Raw genomic sequence first — 18,659 nt, forward strand, 5'->3', positions numbered from 1 at the left:
GTCACCATTATATCAAAATATCATAGTTTAGGACTATTTTAAATAAAAAAGAGAGCGAGAAACCTTTTTAATGAAGGTTTTCCATCGCTCTCTTTCTTTTTAAACCCAAAGATTAATCAACCTTTTTAGTACGATATAAGAAGACTGAAGCTGCAAGAAGCAGGAAGCCAACAAGAACAGAGAAGGCTGAGGACTCAGCTGTTCCTGTCTTAGGCAATTCTTTCTTCACTTCTTTTTTAGGTTCTTCCTTCTTAGGATCTTCATGCTTATCACCTGATGGTTTTGGTTTTTCTTCAGATGATGTTGGAGGTGTTTTGGCAGCATACGTATTGGTAAAGGTTGGTCCGTTACCAGTAACGGTCGCTACAAGTTTACCATTCGTATCATAAGCAACTTCTACAGTCACTTTGTGAACTGTCTTATCATAAGTCACACCTGCTTCATTACCAGCTTTTTCAGTAATAGTGTATTCATACTTACCTGGTGAAGTGAAGCTTTGTGATTTAAAGGTTACCGAACCATCCGCTTTATTCTTAGCAGTATCCACTACGTTACCTTGATAAGTCAACTCAAATTCAAACTGACCATCTTTCAGCTCTTTACCAGTCAAGACCTTGTTTGCTTGAATAGTTGCAGTGGCTGGAGTTGGTTGTTGCGGATTTGGAGTTGGCGGTGGAGTTGGTGCAGTGTATTTATTCACAAATGCTGGTTTATTACCAGTAATTGTAGATACCAACTTACCTTGGCCATTGTCTGCAACCTCTACGGTTACTGTGTGGACTGTCGTATCGTAAGTAACATTCTCTTCATTGCCAGCTTTTTCAGCAACAGTGTAGGTATGTGTACCTGCTTCTGTATATGTGATTGATGGGAATACAACTTTTCCATCTGCAGCATTTGTTGCCGTGCCGATGACTTTGTCGCCTTCCTTCAATTCAAATTCATATTTACCTGCTTCTAATTCCTTTCCAACTAAAGTTTTTGTTGCTTCAATTGTAATGGTATCAGCAGCTGGAGCTGGTTTTGTATAAGTGTTAGTGAAAACTGGTTGTTCACTAGTGATAGTTGCTACCAATTGACCTTGGCCGTTATCCGCAACCTCTACAGTTACTTCGTGAGTATTTGTATCGTAGGTAACGTTTTCTTCCTTGCCAGCTTTTTCTGAGACGAGATAAGTATGAAGGCCTGGTCCTTTATACTCAATTTCTTTGAAAGTAATGCTACCATCTGCTTTGTTCTTAGCGGTGTCAACAAGATTTCCTTCAGAGTCTTTCAGTTCAAACTCATACTTATCTGCTTCAAGGGCTTTACCGTTTAAAACTTTTTTAGCTTCAATTGCTTTTTTACCTGGTTTTGCAACATAATCGTTTACAAAGACTGGTTTTTCACTTGTAACAGTCGCTTCAAGCTGACCTTGACCATTGTCCACAACCTCTACAGTTACTTTGTGTGAAGTTTTGTCATAAGTTACACCTGGTTCATTACCAGCTTTTTCTGACATAGTGTAAGTATAAGTTCCTGCCTTAGTGTATTCAATTTCTGGGAAACTAATCGAACCATCTGCAGTATTCTTAGCTGTACCAACTACTTTGTCGTTTTCTTTGAGCTCAAACTCATATTTGTCAGCCTCAAGTTCTTTACCATTCAGAACTTTCTTAGCTTCAATTACTGTTTTTCCTGGTTTTGCAGCATAAGTATTGGTGAAGACTGGCTTGTCAGCTGGAACAGTTGCTTCAAGCTGACCGCGTCCATTGTCCGCAACATCTACAGTTACTGTGTGTGAAGCTGTGTCGTAAGTCACACCTGGTTCATTACCTGCTTTTTCAGTAATTGTATATGTATGAGGGCCTGCAGCAGTATACTCAATTGCTGGGAAAACTACTGAACCATCTGCTTTATTTTTAGCTGTACCAACGACTGTATCGCCTTCTTTGAGCTCGAACTCATACTTGTCAGCTTCAAGGGCTCTGCCTTTCAAAACTTTAATTGCTTCAATAGTTGCTGTAGTTGGTTTAGCAGAGTAAGAATTTACAAATACTTTGTTGTCGTATTTAACACTTGCAATCTTTTCTCCATAGACATCTGTTACTGTAACTTCAGCATTAATGGTCTTGTTATCATAAACATAGCCTGGTTCTTTCTCATCTACTTCTTTGATTTGGTATTTGAAAGTACCAGCCTTTGAGAATTTAATTGCTTTAAATTTAACTTGTCCGTCTTTGTTGTTTTTGGCAGTTTCAACCACTTTGCCATCTGGATCAATCAATTGGAAGATGAATTCATCACCTTTCAATGTTCCACCATTCAGTTGCTTTGTAACTTCAAATTCAACTTCAGAAGGGCGAGCACCTGATCCAATTCCTTCAGTAGTTGTTAGAGGAGCAAAGCCATCTACATCATATACACCATCTGATGTTGTCACTTTCACATTGTTGAAAGCTTTCTTGGTGGTATTGTCAACTGGAGCAGTCAAACGAGTACGGTACAAAACATACAGACCTTGTGTACTCAAGTCACCATTACCATTTGGAGTAATAGTGAAAGAATTTGTACCCGTAACATTTACATGTGAAGCATCCAGTCTTGGACGAGCCTCAGCCTTATTCCATTCAGTAAAGTAATATCCAGTAATTTCACTTGCTAAGACTTGACCTTCAGGGATTGTATCCTCAATCTTAACTCCTGTAACAGGTTTTACGTAACGATTGATACGAATACGCCAGTTAACATAATTAGGATCATCAGCATCTTGGACACCCCACTTGGTATAACCAGTAGGATCATCATCTGGTACGATACGAGTCAATCTGTATGTCCCGGCACCAGGAATATCAATGCTGTATTCCTTATTTAACTCGACATCATCCGCCCAAACTACAGTGAATAAAGCAGTCAATTCACGATCTTCTGTCAGATTTTTGAAGTATTCTTCATTAGTGATGGTCACTGTAGCAGAATTAGTTGCAGCATTTGTCTGCAGTTCTGCAATTTTAGTGGCTCCATCCTTGGCATAGATATCTGTCGTGATGTCACGCTCAACTTTAAACTCTTTTGGCACTTTATAAACCATAAAGTCCCCGTTTTTCAAAGTTGCAGAATTATCAAACTTGTAGGTCGGATTCAGATAGAACTTTCCTTCACCATACTTGGCACCATCAACCAACCGATTATTATTAATGGTTGGAGAGGTTGTCATCGTATAGCTGTTTGACGGCAATTCTTCCGCTTTAACTGTGTAACTTGTTTTTAGTAGAGGTATGAATACCGATACTATTAACAACAGCGTCATAAATGCATGAAAGAGCTTTTTATTCATCTTTTTCACAACATTTTCCTCCTTTATATTTGGGCCCAATCCCTTACTTTATATTATATATTCTTCTATAACACTGTCAAGGATATTTCATCTAATTTTTATGCAATCTATACATAATAAACACGACAAATAGATTTTATACATAAAGTCAAATATAAAGTCATAAAACAGCAGAAAAATGCGACATTTCTTCCTCTTTTTCTATATGCCTACTCCCTTTAACCAGGAAGCTCATATCCTTATCCTTCGAAAAACAAAAACCCCATCAGTCAGAATCAAGGCCTAACTGATGGGGCTATCCAAGAGAATTTTTTATTTATCTAAATGCCACACTTCATCATTGTATTGTTGAATCGTGCGGTCAGCTGAGAAGAAACCAGCTTTAGCAATGTTTACAATAACTTTATCCAACCATGCGTCGCGGTTTTCATAGTCAGCAAGCATTTGCTCTTTGACTTTGATATAGTCTTCTAAGTCAAGGAGAGTCATGAACCAGTCTTTGTTGATCAACTCCTTGTATAGACGTTCCAAACGTTCCTTGTTCCCAATTGCAAGAACTGCATCACTTACGATGAAGTCAACTAACGGTTTGATAGCTTGACGAGCGTAGAATTCACTTGATTTGTATGCAGATTTCGCATAAAGATCAATAACAGTTTCTGAATCTTCACCAAAGATGTAGATATTTTCATCTCCAACCAACTCAGCGATTTCTACGTTTGCACCATCCATAGTACCAAGAGTCAAGGCTCCGTTCAACATGAATTTCATGTTACCAGTACCTGAAGCTTCTTTAGAAGCAAGTGAGATTTGTTCTGAGATGTCACATGCTGGGATAAGGAAGCTTGCTGCAGTTACGTTGTAGTTTTCAACCATAACTACTTGCAAGTGTGGTGCTACTTCTGGGTCATTCGCAATGACTTCTGACAAGCAAAGAATCAAGTGAATAATGTCTTGAGCAATTGTGTAGGCAGGAGCCGCTTTACCACCAAAGAGGACTGTGATTGGACGAGCAGGAATGTTACCAGCTTTGATGTCAAGGTACTTGTGGATCACGTACAAAGCGTTCATTTGTTGACGTTTGTACTCGTGAAGACGCTTGATTTGGATGTCAAAGATAGAATTTGGATTGATTTCCACACCTTGGTGCTCTTTCAAGTGACGAGCCAATTTACGTTTGTTGTGAGCTTTGATGCTTTCCAATTTTTCCTTGACAGCAGCTTTATCTTCATAAGACAAAAGATTTTCAAGTTCTTCTGCTTTATGGTGCCAACCATGACCAAGAATCTCATCTAAATAGTGAGAAAGGCGTGGGTTAGCATGCATAAGCCAACGACGGAAAGTAATACCGTTTGTTTTGTTGTTGAATTTTTCAGGGTAGATGTCATAGAAAGCTTTCAACTCGGAATTTTTCAAGATTTCTGTATGAAGGGCTGCCACACCATTTACACTGTATCCATAGTGGATGTCCATATGAGCCATATGAACACGGTCATGTTCGTCAATGATTTGGACAGCAGGATCTTTGTAAACTTCCTTGACACGTTTGTCAAGTTCCTTGATAATCGGAACAAGATGAGGAACAACTTCTTCCAAGAATTCTAGCGGCCATTTTTCAAGAGCCTCTGCAAGAATAGTGTGGTTTGTATAAGCAGTCATTGACTTGACAATGTTTACAGCTTCGTCAAATTCCAACCCACGTTCTGTCAAGAGACGGATCAACTCAGGGATAACCATTGAAGGGTGAGTATCATTGATCTGTACAACTGCGTAGTCCGCAAGGTCGTGCAAGTTGCTTCCTTTTTCGATTGCTTCATCAATGATCAATTGCGCACCATTTGAAACCATGAAGTATTGTTGGAAGATACGAAGAAGTTCACCTTGTTTGTCACTATCGTCTGGATAAAGGAAGAGAGTCAAGTTACGAGCAATATCTGTCTTGTCGAAATCAATTCCTTTTTCAATCAAGCTAGAGTCCACAGAATCTAGATCGAAGAGACGCAAACGGTTTTTCTTTTCTGTCTTATAACCTGGTACATCAATGTCATAGAGTGTAGAAGTTAAAGTAAAGTTTGCAAAAGGCACTTGGTAGCTACGAGTTGATTTTACCAACCAATTTTGATCACTCAACCAGAAGTTAGGGATTGTTGTTTGCTCATTATTTTTCAACACTTGTTGGAAGAGACCAAAGTGATAGTTCAGACCTACTCCGTCTCCATTTAAACCAAGAGTTGCGATTGAATCAAGGAAGCAGGCAGCCAAACGGCCTAAACCACCATTACCAAGAGATGGTTCTAATTCAACTTCTTCTACTTCAATCAAATCTTTACCTGCATCAGCCAATTCTTTTTTGACATCATCATAAAGGCCGAGGTTGATCAAGTTGTTTGACAAGAGTTTACCAATCAGGAACTCAGCAGAAATATAGTACAATTTCTTCTTTGAATCATTGACAGGTTTAGTTGCACTGTATTCTTTTGTATAGTTCAAAAGAGCAGTATAGAGTTCTTCATTGGTACAATCAGCAATGTTTTTTTGATACGCGTTTTGCACGTATTGCTGTAATTTAGACATTTTTTTCTCCTTTAGAATTCTGATTTACATTGTTTTTGGGTTTAAGTTTTGTATTAATTCGGCGATAAATAGTTGTTAGAGAGAGCAACTCTGCCTCTACTTCTTTAGACAGTTCGTCTTCTGTCATACGCCATTGCCAGTTGCCACCAATAGTAGATGGCAAGTTCATCCTTGCAGAACCATCTAATTCCAGTAAATCTTGCATGGTTGCAATCGCCATATAGCTAACAGAAGCAAAGATTGTACGAAGCATAGCATGAGGAACTGTTTCATATTCTTTACGGTTAGTATAAACAGCTAAGTATTCCCGTGTCGGATCGTCAATCTCATCCTTATACCAGCCAAGAACAGTATTATTATCATGAGTTCCTGTATACATTACTGAGTTATGAGGTGCCAAGTGTGGGCTATCAATGCTTTCGTCATCTGGATTGAAGGCAAACTGCAAAATCTTCATTCCTGGAAAACCAGTCTTCTCGCGAAGCTCAATGACTTCATCAGTCATAAAGCCTAGGTCTTCCGCAATGATATTCAGTTCTCCCAAAGCTTCTTTCACAGCTTTAAAGAGAGCATAGCCAGGCCCTTTTACCCACTTACCAGTTGCAGCTGTTTCTGAATCCGCTGGGATTTCCCAATAAGATTCAAATCCGCGGAAATGGTCAATACGAACGATGTCATAAATCTTAAAGCTTTCACGCAGACGCTCAACCCACCAAGAATAGCCATCTTTATCCATAGCTTTCCAGTCATAGATTGGGTTCCCCCAAAGCTGTCCTGTTTCTGAGAATTCATCAGGCGGACATCCTGCCACACAAGTTGGTTTACCAACAGCGTCTGTTTTAAAGAAATGTGGTTGTGCCCAAACATCAGCACTGTCTGCCGCTACATAGATTGGCATATCTCCGACAATCTCAATATGATGCTTATTCGCATAATCTTTTAAAGCCAGCCATTGTTGGAAGAAGAAGTATTGCGTAACTCGATGGTATTCCATCTGTTCGCTCAGACGCTCACGGTAAGCAGCCAAGGCCTCTGGCTTACGCAGGCGAATGTCTTCATCAGACCATTCAGTCCACGCCGCCAAATCAAAGTACTCTTTGATGGCCATATAATCAACGTACAGGTCTAACCAGTTGGCATTGTCTGCAATAAATTTTTTATAAGCCTTCAAATCAGAACTTTGAAGGAAATTTTTAACAGCTTTTTCCAATAGTGGACGACGTGCTTCGAATATCTTAGCATAGTCAACAGCCTTAGGATCACTTCCAAAATCCACACCATCTAAATCACTTTCTTGAAGCAAACCTTCTTTTATAAGAAGATCTAAGTCAATAAAGTGAGTATTCCCTGCGAAAGCAGAAAAAGATTGGTAAGGAGAGTCTCCATAGCTAGTCGTGCCTAGTGGCAAAATCTGCCAGTAGCGTTGCTTAGTTCTCACCAAGAAATCTACAAAATCATACGCACTTTTCCCAAAAGATCCAATTCCGTATTTCCCTGGCAAAGAAGAAATATGCATGAGAACACCACTTTGACGTTCTTTCATCTTGTCACCTCAATATTTTTCTTAGTTAAAATCTACATTTTGTTCAACGAAAACGTTTGCGTAGTTCGATTATATCTGTTTTTAGTTTTCTATGCAACCATTTTATAAAATTTTTTTAAATTCTTCAAGAGAATCATCCAACTTTCCTTTTTTTCTTCTATAATATTGACAAATAATTTGTCGGATAAAAAATATTTTTTTGATTTTTTGGAAAAATATCTTGCAAACGGTTACTTTTTGTGATATAATTTTTTTAGTTTAAGAAAACGTTTGCGTAAACTTAAATGTAAATTATTACTTTTTTTATTCTTAGGAGGAATAAACATGAAAAACAAAGCTCTTAAAAGTGCTGCTGTATTGGGTACTGTTGCTGTAGCTAGCTTTATTTTAGCTGCTTGTGGTAGCAAGGCTTCTTCAACTAAATCATCTGAGTCTGGTGATAAAAACGTTACAGTTTATGTTGAAGAGCAGTACAAGGCTTACATGGAGAAAGCTGCTGCAGCTTTTGAAAAAGAAACTGGTTCAAAAGTCACTATTAAGACTGGTGACCAAATGGGTGGATTGGACAACCTTTCACTTGACAACCAATCTGGTAAAGCTCCTGACGTTTTGATGGCGCCATATGACCGTGTAGGTAGCCTCGGTACTGATGGACAATTAAACGAAGTAAAACTTAGCAAAGGTAGCAAAACTGACAAAACAACTGAATCACTTGTTACAACTGGTGGAAAAGTCTACGGAGCACCTGCTGTTATCGAAACACTTGTAATGTACTACAACAAAGATTTAGTTTCAAAAGCTCCAACTACTTTTGCTGAATTGGAAGAACTTGCAAAAGATAGCAAATATGCGTTTGCTGGTGAAGATGGTAAAACATCTGCATTCCTTGCTGACTGGACTAACTTCTACTATGCATACGGACTTCTAGCTGGTAACGGTGGTTACGTATTTGGTGACAACGGTAAAGATCCTAAAGATATCGGTCTTGCTAACGAAGGCGCAATCAAAGGTATCGAATACGCTAAAACTTGGTATGCAAAATGGCCTAAAGGAATGCAAGATACTGAAGGCGCTGGAAACTTGATCCAATCACAATTCCAAGGTGGAAAAACTGCTGCTATCATCGATGGACCATGGAAAGCATCTGCTTTGAAAGAAGCTAAAGTAAACTATGGTGTTTCAACTATCCCAACTCTTCCAAATGGAAAAGAATACGCTGCTTTCGGTGGGGGTAAAGCTTGGGTTATCCCAACTGGTGCTAAAAACCCAGAAGTTGCTCAAAAATTCGTTGACTTCTTGACTTCAACTGATCAACAAAAAGCATTTTACGATGCTACTAACGAAGTACCTGCTAACACAGAAGCACGCGAATATGCAGTAAGCAAGAAAGATGAACTGACAGACGCAGTTGTTAAACAGTTCCAATCAGCTCAACCAATGCCAAACATCTCTGAAATGAGTACAGTTTGGGATCCAGCTAAAACTATGTTGTTCGATGCTGTAAGCGGTAAAAAAGATGTTAAAACTGCTGCTGACGATGCAGTGAAATTAATCAAAGATACTATCGCTCAAAAATACGCTGACAAATAATAAAGAACTCTAGGGGTGGGAATTTTCCCTACCCCTTCTTTATTAAAAAAGCTATTAAAACAACTACGGGTTTCTTAAAAATTTTGAAAAAAGAGAAATATTTTCTAACATTTAGTTTTATATTCTCTGCTTTCAAAATTTTTAGCCCCTCTTTGAATCTTATTCAGGAGACAAATATGACTAGACAACAGAACCCAAGTAAAGCCTTGTTGCTGTCCCTGATTCCAGGACTTGGACAAATTTATAACAAACAGAAAGCCAAGGGGTTCATCTTCTTAGGTGTGACACTGGCCTTTCTAATCTATTTCTTTGCGATCGCTTCTGGTGAGCTAGGAAATCTTATCACACTTGGTGAAATGCGCGGACGCGACAACTCCCTCTTTATGTTGATCCGTGGTGCCTTCCACTTAATTATCGTACTGGTTTATTTCCTATTTTATGCCTTTAACTTAAAGGACGCTCACACAACAGCTAAACGCTGGAATAACGGTATTCCGGTTCATACGACTCTGAAAGAAATGGTTCACGGCATTTATGAGAATGGTTTCCCATACTTGCTCATCATTCCTTCTTATGTGGCGATGACTTTTGCTATCATTTTCCCTGTATTGGTAACTCTTCTGATTGCTTTTACAAACTATGATTTCAAACATTTGCCACCAACTAAATTGCTTGACTGGGTTGGTTTGACAAACTTCAGCAACATTTGGAGTCTCAGCACCTTCCGTTCAGCCTTTGGTTCTGTCCTATCTTGGACTATCATCTGGGCTTTATGTGCTTCAACTTTACAAATTGTTATCGGTATTTTCACAGCTATTATTGCTAACCAGCCTTTCATCAAAGGAAAACGCATCTTCGGTGTTATCTTCCTACTTCCTTGGGCGGTACCAGCTTTCATTACAATCTTGACTTTCTCAAATATGTTTAATGATAGTATCGGTGCCATCAACACCCAAGTTATTCCTTTGCTTAGCAAGGTATTGCCTTTCTTGAACAATACCCTCATCCCTTGGAAAACAGATCCTACTTGGACCAAGGTTGCCTTGATTATGATGCAAGGTTGGCTAGGATTCCCATACATCTACGTCTTGACTTTGGGAATTCTGCAATCCATTCCAAATGATTTGTATGAAGCAGCTTATATTGATGGAGCAAATGCTTGGCAAAAATTCCGCAACATTACGCTACCAATGATTTTAGCTGTTGCTGCGCCAACTCTTATCAGTCAGTATACCTTCAACTTCAATAACTTCTCTATCATCTACCTCTTTAATGCGGGTGGACCTGGTAGTGTCGGTGGAGGCGCTGGTTCAACAGATATCTTGATTTCTTGGATTTATCGTTTAACTACTGGTACTGCACCTCAGTACTCAATGGCCGCAGCCGTAACCTTGATTATCTCAATTATCGTTATCGGTATTTCAATGATTGCTTTCAAGAAACTACACGCATTTGACATGGAGGACGTCTAAGATGAATAATTCTGTAAAATTAAAACGTCACTTTAATCATTTTCTGACTTACCTGTATCTCGTAGTTCTGTCAGTAATCATTATTTATCCTCTATTAATTACGATTACATCAGCCTTTAAAACTGGTAACATTGTCGCCTTCAAACTTGATTTTAATATCGATTGGAGTTTTGACAACTTCAGCAGGCTCTTCTCTGAGACACTCTACGGAACCTGGTACCTCAATACAGTCATCATTGCCGTCTTGACAATGATTGTGCAAACCAGTATAGTAGTTTTAGCTGGTTACGCATACAGCCGCTATAACTTCATCGCCCGCAAGCAAAGTTTGGTCTTCTTCTTGATTATCCAGATGGTGCCAACCATTGCTGCCCTCACCGCCTTCTTCGTCATGGCTTTGATGTTGAATGCTTTGAACCAAAACTGGTTCCTCATCTTCCTTTATGTTGGTGGAGGAATTCCAATGAATGCTTGGCTGATGAAAGGTTACTTTGATACCGTTCCAATCTCTCTTGATGAGTCAGCTAAACTAGATGGTGCCGGTCATTTCCGACGCTTCTGGCAAATCGTCCTTCCTCTGGTTCGTCCAATGGTTGCTGTACAAGCACTTTGGGCATTCATGGGACCATTTGGAGACTATATCTTATCTAGTTTCCTCCTTCGGGATAAAGAATTCTTTACAGTTGCAGTCGGTCTGAGAACATTTGTCAGCGATGTTAAAAATATGAAAATCGCCTTCTTTGCCGCAGGAGCTATCTTAACTGCTCTTCCAATCTGTATCTTATTCTTCTTCCTACAAAAGAACTTTGTATCTGGTTTAACAAGCGGTGGTGACAAGGGATAATCTTGTCCCACCCTGTTTTTTGTCGGACGACTATAAAAATTAGAAAGAGCTACTATGTACCCCTACCCTTTTAATTATTTTTCAAGTATTTTTCAATTTAAAAAAGCTTTTGCTAACCGCAAGCTTTTGTCTTGGTTCCAACTGATTTTTACTAGTCTTTTCTTAATTTCTTTGACCTTGATTCCTATGGCATTGCAAACAGCTGCCAAAGAGAGCTATCCATTGGATACCTTTATCGATCAAGTTTTTCAGCCTTTAGATGAGTCTGCTATGAAAGAGCTTAGCAATCATGTTCAGATCAAAGACGGCCAACTAACTTATGATAGTCACTTTGGTGTACAAAAAAATAAAGACGGTCAGGTTATTATCGGACATCACAAGGATACCCGACCAGGAGACAAGTTAACTCTTTATTTTGACAAGGATCATCTCCTAATCAGTAAAAGCAAGAAAGAATTGGCTGCCATTCGTTACCAGGCTATCAATCAGGAAGCTTTGAAGGATAAGAAAAGCTTAAGCGAGGCCATCTCCAAAGATTGGTTCCAGCAAAACCGTTTGATTATCAGTCTATTTTTACTTTTGGTGTCTGGCCTGCTCTTGACCTTTAACTTCTTCATTGTGACCTTTGGAGCCAGTCTCTTCCTTTATCTAACTAAAAAATCTAAACTCTTTTCATTTAAAAAATTCAAAGAGTGCTATCATTTCACTTTAAACTGTCTAGGATTTCCTACTCTCATTGCTGTCTTTTTTGGCATCTTGGGTCAGCCTTTGACAACTATGGTTATGATTCAAAATATTCTCTTTGTATTATTTCTTGTTATCGCCTTTTATCGTACGCATTTCCGTGATGAAAATTAGGAGGTCATCATGCCTGTTACTATTAAAGATGTTGCCAAACTAGCTGAGGTTTCGCCCTCAACTGTAACCCGTGTTATCCAGAACAAGTCTACGATTAGTGATGAGACAAAAAAACGGGTTCGCAAGGCTATGAAAGAACTGAATTACCATCCAAATCTAAATGCCCGCAGTCTGGTCAGCAGTTACACTCAGGTCATCGGCCTCGTCTTACCAGATGATTCAGATGCTTTCTACCAAAATCCATTTTTTCCATCTGTTCTGAGAGGGATCTCACAAGTAGCTTCTCAGCACCAATACGCTATTCAGATTGCTACCGGTAAAGATGAGAAAGAACGGATGACAGCCATTTCTCAAATGGTACACGGCCGTCGGGTGGACGGACTTATTTTCCTTTACGCTGAAGAAAACGACCCTCTGGTTCGGATGGCCTACGAAGAGCAATTCCCCTTCCTTATCCTAGGAAAATCTCTTTCTCCTTTTATTCCTTTGGTCGACAATGATAATATCCAAGCGGGGTTCGATGCAACTGAATATTTCATAAAAAAAGGTTGCCGCCATATTGCTTTTATCGGAGGAACTAAAAAGCTCTTTGTAACCCAAGACCGTTATACCGGCTACGAAAATGCCTTAAAAGAGCATCAGCTGGAATTAGATCCTCAGAGCACTGCCTTTGTCACAGAATTTTTGGAAGAAAAAGGTTACCAGTTTACCAAGCGCTTGCTAGCAAAAAATCCAAATATTGATGCCATCATCACTACAGATAGCTTGCTGGCATCTGGTGTTTGTGATTTTCTCTCTTCACAAAACTTAACTATCCCAGTCCTTTCTTTTGATTCGGTGGAGCCAAAGTTAGACTTGGCTGCCTATGTTGATATTAATACCCTAGAACTGGGTAGAGTGTCCTTCCAAACCATCCTTCAGATCATCAATGATAGCAAGGAAAACCGGAAAATCTGCTATCGCCAGTTGATTTCCCATAAGATTATCGAACGATAAATTGGTATTCTCATCGGACCGTAAACCGAAATGTTAAAAACACAAGAATAAGGCCTCAATCCCAAATAAAAAATGACAACCGTAGTTCCATTCAAGTTAAACTACGGTTGTACTTCTCTTTGGCCTTACATTTTTATGTTTGGCGATCATTTAGACTTACTATTTAATTTTTTACTGGCAGCCTCTGATGGTACACGCGCTTCTGGGGCTAGCTTATCTTTTATAAAGGAGATTTATGTCTTTTAGAACCTTTCAAGCTTATTTAGATAACACACGACTGATTAATCTTCAGTTACCCATCATTCATGATGCCAAGGACCTGTCCTTCACTTTGGAATCTGACGACCAGGTGATTCCTCTGACTATTCAAACTTGCAAATCTTCTACTGAACATTGCCTCTACAGCCTGACTTTGGTAGAAGATATCGATTTGGAACAGCATTACCTCGTCTACGACCAGGACCGCAATAAAACAGTCCTAGCATTCCGACATATTGTCCAAGAACCGATTTTTGATCAAACTTTTGACTACGATCAAGATGATCTTGGTGCAACTTATACCTCGAAGGCTACTTCTTTTGCCTTTTGGGCTCCTATTTCCGAACAAGTCCTGATCAAGTTGAAAAAAGATGGCAAAGAGACTATCTGGCCTCTCCTTCGTCAGGAAAAGGGCGTTTGGAGAACAATGATTCCCGGTGATTGGGAGAGAGCTAGCTACACCTATCTTCATAAGGTCAATGGTCAGTGGCTGGAAGTACATGACCCTTATGCCCTCTCTTCTGAAGCCAATTCTGGTGCTAGCTTTATTATTGATCCAAAGAAACTACTCAATACAACTGGAGTCAAGCGGGCCAAGACCCAGCTAAGCCCAACCAAGGCCGTCATTTACGAGATGAGTGTTCGCGACTTCTCTAGCCAAAAGGATGCTGGTTTTAAAGAACCTAGCACATTCCGAGCGCTGACAGAGTCTCCCAAGCTAGGCAAACGCAAAATTGGTATGCAGCACTTGCTAGATCTGGGAATCACCCATATCCAGCTCATGCCTGTTTATGATTTTGGTAGTGTAGATGAGAAACACCCTGAACAAGTCTACAATTGGGGCTATGATCCGGTCCAGTATAACGTTCCAGAAGGCAGCTTTGCCAGTGACCCTGAGGACCCTTATGCACGCATTCTAGAATTACAGGAAACTATCGCAGCCTACCATGAGGCGGATATGAGTTTGATTATGGACGTCGTATACAATCACGTTTATGATGCGGATAGCTTTGCTTTTGAAAAGATAGTTCCTGGTTATTTCTATCGCTTGGATGAGCAAAAACAACGAACTGACGGAACTTTCTGTGGTAACGATGTTGCAAGTGAGAGAGTCATGGTCCGTCGCTTCATCAAGCATTCAGTCAAGCAATGGGTGAATCTCTATGGCTTTGACGGTTTCCGTTTTGACCTCATGGGTATCTTAGATATCCAAACTATGAATGAGCTAGCAGAAGAGCTAAAAGCGAGCTACCCAAATGTCTATCTCTACGGAGAAGGCTGGAAAATGGCGACTGGTTTGGAATCAGACCTCCTGGCCCACCAGTATAATGCGGCAGAATTGACTGATTATGGCTTTTTCAGCGATAATTTCCGTGATACCATCAAAGAAACCATCTTAAACAAACAAAGACTGACTGGATCCGAATGGACTTCCAGCATGGCTAATATCCTAACAGCTAATGTCGGCTTAGAAACAGCAAACCATTTCCAAAGTCCTCAACAGGCCATTAACTACACTGAGTGTCATGACAATGCGACTGTCTTTGACTACTTTAAAATGGAAGATTCAAACATCAGTCTAAAAGAACGCTTGGCTAGTGCTCGCTTGGCCTTACACTTGGTCTTGCTTGCTCAGGGGGTCCCTTTCCTCCATAGTGGTCAAGAATTCTTCCGCCACAAAGACTTGCTAGATAATAGCTACAACATCCCAGATACTATTAATCGTCTGGACTGGCAAAGCTTACTCAACTACGAAGAAGATGTTGACTTCATTCGTGAATTAATCAGCTTCCGAAAAGAACACCCTCTACTCAGTCTCGAAAGTCGAGAAGAAATCTTGGAAGCTTGCCAAGTTGAGTGGCTCAATGATTCACTGGTCAAGTATCAGATATCACAGCAAGATGAACAAATGACCATCTTGATCAACTTTGGTTCAAAAGATCAGACCTACCAAAACGAACTAGGTCAGGAAGTCTTTCTATCCTACCCAGCCATTAGTAGCCACAAGGCTATCGCTCCCTTGGCTGACAACTATGTCATTCCTGCTAAGCAAGTCTTGGTCTTGAAATAAATAAAAAGCACGCCTCTAGTAAGTGTACTGACCCCAAAAAGTTAGACAGATAAAATCTAACTTTTGGGGTGCAGTTCAATAAGAGACGTGCTTTGACTTTTCTGATATGAGCTAGTTTAAAGCTGATAGAGTTCTGCGATCTTGTCACCAACACGGCTGATATCATTTTGCAGACCACGAAGCTCAAAAGTATCTAGCAGAGGAAAGCCAAAACGTTGAGAATATTGCTTGGCCGTTAAACAATACTGATTGTTGAAATTACGGTTGCCACTGCCTACGATACCGAAACATTTTTTATAGTTTTCTTCAAATTCAATAAAGGCCGCTAAATCATTGGTTAAAATCTCAACATCACCAGAGTCAACTCCATTTCCACCCTCTAAATAAGTAGGCAAGAAGGCTACAAACTGATTGTCCATAGCAAAGAAATCTTGGCCCTCTTTGACCAAATCCTTAATATTGACCTGTTCTACTTCAAGATCCGCGTGGCCTTCTTGCAAATAGGCCGTCAGACGCTTGATAAAGCTTGCTGTATTCCCACTTAAACTAATATACACTAAGGAAACCTTTGCCATTCTATCCTCCTAAAACTAAAAATAACATCTATCCTTTTCTTAAAATTGTAAGACGATAAATGTTATTTGTCAAATTTTAAATAGGCTCCTTTTTCACTTCCAAGTCCTTCTGCTGACGCCAGGTATAAAAGAGGACAATAGCTAAAAAGAGGATATTCAGTAAGAGTCCGACTATGGTTACAGCCTTAGGGATCATCATGACTGATTCACGAATCGCTGGATCACTAAAATAATGATAGAGTGGCTGAGAAGACAGATAATCATAAGCCATAACAAGAATGCTAAAGACCGAGTAGGCGGAGTATAGGATGTTGGCTAGAAGTAGCTTCTTCTTGATCAGCAATACAAGTACTGTCGCCAATAAAAGAAGACCCACAAATAGAATCAGAACCTGACTCATACTATGATTCAAATCAAAAACCGCATCATAAAACCGATTATACTGCTGGGCTACCTCACCTTTTAGCTGCATAACTTCTGCGGGATTCTCTAGTCTTTTTCCTGCAAGAAGGTCCCAGAGACTAAGCAGTCCACCAAAGACAGAGATCAACCAACACACGTACAAATAAATTGCTTTCTTTTTCATATTAACCCTCTATTTCTTCTAAAATAATAGAATCCGAAGGCTATCGAAAGGGGAAACTGAATAAAGTTTAGAGATTGCATTTTCAGGAGACAGACATACTCTCAAAAAAGTTTGTGTAATGCTAAAAAGATTTTCTTGCCTTCGGATTTCTATACATTCATTATAAATAACTTTTAAAAAATGATGCGCCAAAGCTTCTAAAATGACCCTGATTCTCCTTGAAAAGCCTCTTTTTCAAAAAATCACAGCCTCCTAGCTTGAAAAGAAAGGCTTTGTGATAGAATAAGGCTATGAAACAAGATTACCAAGAGATTCAATGGCTCTTTTTTGATATAGGTTCAACTCTAGTCGATGAAGACAAAGCTTATGAAGCCAGAATAAAAACTGCCATTACTGGAAAAGATATTTCTTATCAGGAATTCTATGATAAGATGCTCAGCCATTTTAGAAAAAATAAAAAAGGCGACTTAGAAGCCTTAAGCTTCTATGGACTTGAGCGCCCAGCTTGGAGAACGGACTTAGAGACTCTCTATCCGCAAACCAAGGAAATATTAGAGCAGCTGGGGCAAGAGTATAAATTGGGAATTATCGCTAATCAATTACCTGGCCTAGAACAGCGCTTGAAGGATTTTGGAATTTTAGACTACTTTGACGCTATCTTTTCTTCTGCGGAATTTGGGCTGGCCAAGCCCGACCCCGCTATTTTCAGGCTGGCCTTACAAAAGACTAACTGCTTGCCTCATCAAGCTATTATGATTGGTGACCGCTTGGATAATGATATCGTTCCTGCCAAAAGAATAGGGATGAAAACCATCTGGATCAAACAAGGCTTCGGTAGTTTAGCTCAAGTCAAGAATCTTGAAGAAGGAGCGGACTGGACCGTCGAAAAACTGACTGATTTACTTCCCATCCTCTTGTCCTAGCTGGCCTTGTCTTTCGGAACGTTCTATTGTATAATATAGTCATTTTAAACAGGAGGTCTTTCTATGAAAAAACTCACACCTGGTATGCACATTCGGGTCGTCAGCCCCTCGGCTTCAATCGAACACATCGGTGGCTTTGAAGCCAATCTAGCCGCCAAGGAGCGCTTGGAAAAGCTAGGATTTACCGTGTCTTTTTCGGAGCATTATCTGGAAAATGATATGTTAGGCTCTGCCTCCATCGAAAGCCGAGTGGCAGACATCCATGCTGCCTTCGCAGATGAGTCCGTTGATGCCATTCTGGCTACTATCGGCGGTTTCAACTGCAATGAGCTCCTGCCCTATTGGACTTTGAGTTGATTGCTAGAAATCCTAAGATTTTCTGTGGCTACTCAGACACAACAGCCTTGCTCAGCGCTATCTATAGCAAGACCGGCATGAAAACCTACATGGGACCGTCCTACTCCAGCTTTAAAATGGATGCCCTGCAGGACTATCAGACCGAGAGCTGGCTCAAGGCCGTCAGCCAGACTTCTTATGAATTGACTCCTAGTGAAAAATGGGGCGACAATGCTTGGTATCTGCCTGATGCCCCACTGACCTTCCATGAGACGGAGTGGAAAGTTTATCACCACGGGCAAGCCCAAGCCACTGCTATCGGCGGCAATCTCTCCACCTTCTCACTCCTGCGTGGCACTCCCTATGCCCCAACAGATGAAAACTATGTCCTCTTTGTTGAAGAGGCGGAGGAAGATGATTATGTGGAGTTTGAACGCAATCTAGCTGCCCTGCTTCAGGCCTATCCTAACCCACAGGCCCTTCTCATCGGTCGCTTTCCAAAAGAATGTCAGATGACAGAGGAGCTACTCCTTTATATCTTGGACAAACATCCGATTCTCAAACAAATTCCCGTCCTCTATGACTTGGACTTTGCCCATACTCAGCCACTCTTTACCATTACCATCGGCGCTCAAGTGACCGTGGATACGAAAAAATTATCTATCAGAATTGATGAATAGCAAGAACTCCTCATTCCAGCTGGAATGAGGAGTTCTC

12 protein-coding genes and 1 pseudogene are annotated in these 18,659 nt (G+C 40.1%); 8 read left to right on the plus strand and 5 right to left on the minus strand.

Translation table 11 applies throughout. The features are described 5' to 3' along the window. Nucleotides 1-112: 112 nt before the first annotated feature. The 3 genes from HMPREF3108_RS09685 to malQ form a co-directional block, all read right to left on the minus strand. Nucleotides 113-3,325 carry an SGO_0107 family LPXTG-anchored pilin-like protein gene (locus tag HMPREF3108_RS09685; protein WP_061596305.1) on the minus strand — a complete coding sequence of 1,071 codons (3,213 nt, stop codon included), beginning with the start codon at nucleotides 3,323-3,325 and terminating at the stop codon, nucleotides 113-115. Between the two features lie 303 nt (nucleotides 3,326-3,628). After that, nucleotides 3,629-5,890 carry a glycogen/starch/alpha-glucan family phosphorylase gene (gene glgP / locus HMPREF3108_RS09690; RefSeq protein WP_061597090.1) on the minus strand — a complete coding sequence of 754 codons (2,262 nt, stop codon included), beginning with the start codon at nucleotides 5,888-5,890 and terminating at the stop codon, nucleotides 3,629-3,631. Then, on the minus strand, nucleotides 5,883-7,433 hold the full coding sequence (gene malQ / locus HMPREF3108_RS09695; RefSeq protein WP_061597089.1) for a 4-alpha-glucanotransferase: 1,551 nt from the start codon (nucleotides 7,431-7,433) through the stop codon (nucleotides 5,883-5,885). Before malQ ends, glgP begins: the two co-directional genes overlap by 8 nt. 324 nt (nucleotides 7,434-7,757) lie before the next feature. Between malQ and HMPREF3108_RS09700 the strand changes: the two genes are divergently transcribed. The 6 genes from HMPREF3108_RS09700 to pulA all read left to right on the plus strand — a co-directional run bounded on the left by HMPREF3108_RS09700 (nucleotide 7,758) and on the right by pulA (nucleotide 15,522). Beyond that, nucleotides 7,758-9,023 carry an extracellular solute-binding protein gene (locus tag HMPREF3108_RS09700; RefSeq protein WP_060553245.1) on the plus strand — a complete coding sequence of 422 codons (1,266 nt, stop codon included), beginning with the start codon at nucleotides 7,758-7,760 and terminating at the stop codon, nucleotides 9,021-9,023. A gap of 176 nt (nucleotides 9,024-9,199) precedes the next feature. Then, nucleotides 9,200-10,495, plus strand: a complete 1,296-nt coding sequence (locus HMPREF3108_RS09705; protein WP_061597088.1) for a sugar ABC transporter permease — start codon at nucleotides 9,200-9,202, stop codon at nucleotides 10,493-10,495. Nucleotide 10,496: 1 nt separating this feature from the next. Then, complete coding sequence (locus HMPREF3108_RS09710) at nucleotides 10,497-11,339, plus strand: sugar ABC transporter permease (protein ID WP_011999651.1); 843 nt, start codon at nucleotides 10,497-10,499, stop codon at nucleotides 11,337-11,339. 54 nt (nucleotides 11,340-11,393) lie between these two features. Beyond that, the gene (locus HMPREF3108_RS09715) at nucleotides 11,394-12,197 is read left to right on the plus strand and encodes a DUF1189 family protein (RefSeq protein WP_061597087.1); all 804 of its coding nucleotides are present in this window, start codon (nucleotides 11,394-11,396) and stop codon (nucleotides 12,195-12,197) included. 9 nt (nucleotides 12,198-12,206) lie between these two features. Beyond that, a complete protein-coding gene (locus HMPREF3108_RS09720; RefSeq protein WP_008808130.1) occupies nucleotides 12,207-13,193 on the plus strand; it encodes a LacI family DNA-binding transcriptional regulator in 987 nt (328 codons plus the stop codon). A gap of 235 nt (nucleotides 13,194-13,428) precedes the next feature. Beyond that, nucleotides 13,429-15,522 (plus strand): type I pullulanase, encoded by a 2,094-nt coding sequence (gene pulA, locus HMPREF3108_RS09725; RefSeq protein ID WP_070494408.1) that lies wholly within the window; start codon nucleotides 13,429-13,431, stop codon nucleotides 15,520-15,522. A gap of 116 nt (nucleotides 15,523-15,638) precedes the next feature. On the opposite strand, the gene nrdI is transcribed toward pulA, so the two are convergent. Together nrdI and HMPREF3108_RS09735 are read right to left on the minus strand one after the other, a co-directional pair. Further along, nucleotides 15,639-16,097, minus strand: coding sequence for a class Ib ribonucleoside-diphosphate reductase assembly flavoprotein NrdI (gene nrdI, locus HMPREF3108_RS09730; RefSeq protein ID WP_048779193.1), 459 nt, complete (start codon nucleotides 16,095-16,097; stop codon nucleotides 15,639-15,641). A gap of 76 nt (nucleotides 16,098-16,173) precedes the next feature. After that, on the minus strand, nucleotides 16,174-16,683 hold the full coding sequence (locus HMPREF3108_RS09735) for an ABC transporter permease (RefSeq protein WP_048779195.1): 510 nt from the start codon (nucleotides 16,681-16,683) through the stop codon (nucleotides 16,174-16,176). Nucleotides 16,684-16,973: 290 nt separating this feature from the next. Here HMPREF3108_RS09735 and HMPREF3108_RS09740 point away from each other — a divergent pair, with 290 nt between their 5' ends. Next, nucleotides 16,974-17,606: an HAD family hydrolase gene (locus HMPREF3108_RS09740; protein WP_048779198.1), complete on the plus strand. Its 633-nt coding sequence runs from the start codon at nucleotides 16,974-16,976 to the stop codon at nucleotides 17,604-17,606. Nucleotides 17,607-17,669: 63 nt separating this feature from the next. Next, nucleotides 17,670-18,622 (plus strand): annotated as a pseudogene (locus HMPREF3108_RS09745) (S66 peptidase family protein). The last annotated feature ends 37 nt before the right edge of the window (nucleotides 18,623-18,659 follow it).

Source organism: Streptococcus sp. HMSC10A01, from assembly GCF_001807785.1.
GTDB lineage: Bacteria > Bacillota > Bacilli > Lactobacillales > Streptococcaceae > Streptococcus > Streptococcus gordonii.

What these genes read in the sequence shown, in the direction of transcription:
- glgP (WP_061597090.1), bottom strand. Translation starts at nt 5,890, where the DNA reads ATGTCTAAATTACAGCAATACGTGCAAAACGCGTATCAAAAAAACATT.
- malQ (WP_061597089.1), bottom strand. Translation starts at nt 7,433, where the DNA reads ATGAAAGAACGTCAAAGTGGTGTTCTCATGCATATTTCTTCTTTGCCA.
- HMPREF3108_RS09700 (WP_060553245.1), top strand. Translation starts at nt 7,758, where the DNA reads ATGAAAAACAAAGCTCTTAAAAGTGCTGCTGTATTGGGTACTGTTGCT.
- HMPREF3108_RS09705 (WP_061597088.1), top strand. Translation starts at nt 9,200, where the DNA reads ATGACTAGACAACAGAACCCAAGTAAAGCCTTGTTGCTGTCCCTGATT.
- HMPREF3108_RS09710 (WP_011999651.1), top strand. Translation starts at nt 10,497, where the DNA reads ATGAATAATTCTGTAAAATTAAAACGTCACTTTAATCATTTTCTGACT.
- HMPREF3108_RS09715 (WP_061597087.1), top strand. Translation starts at nt 11,394, where the DNA reads ATGTACCCCTACCCTTTTAATTATTTTTCAAGTATTTTTCAATTTAAA.
- HMPREF3108_RS09720 (WP_008808130.1), top strand. Translation starts at nt 12,207, where the DNA reads ATGCCTGTTACTATTAAAGATGTTGCCAAACTAGCTGAGGTTTCGCCC.
- pulA (WP_070494408.1), top strand. Translation starts at nt 13,429, where the DNA reads ATGTCTTTTAGAACCTTTCAAGCTTATTTAGATAACACACGACTGATT.
- nrdI (WP_048779193.1), bottom strand. Translation starts at nt 16,097, where the DNA reads ATGGCAAAGGTTTCCTTAGTGTATATTAGTTTAAGTGGGAATACAGCA.
- HMPREF3108_RS09735 (WP_048779195.1), bottom strand. Translation starts at nt 16,683, where the DNA reads ATGAAAAAGAAAGCAATTTATTTGTACGTGTGTTGGTTGATCTCTGTC.
- HMPREF3108_RS09740 (WP_048779198.1), top strand. Translation starts at nt 16,974, where the DNA reads ATGAAACAAGATTACCAAGAGATTCAATGGCTCTTTTTTGATATAGGT.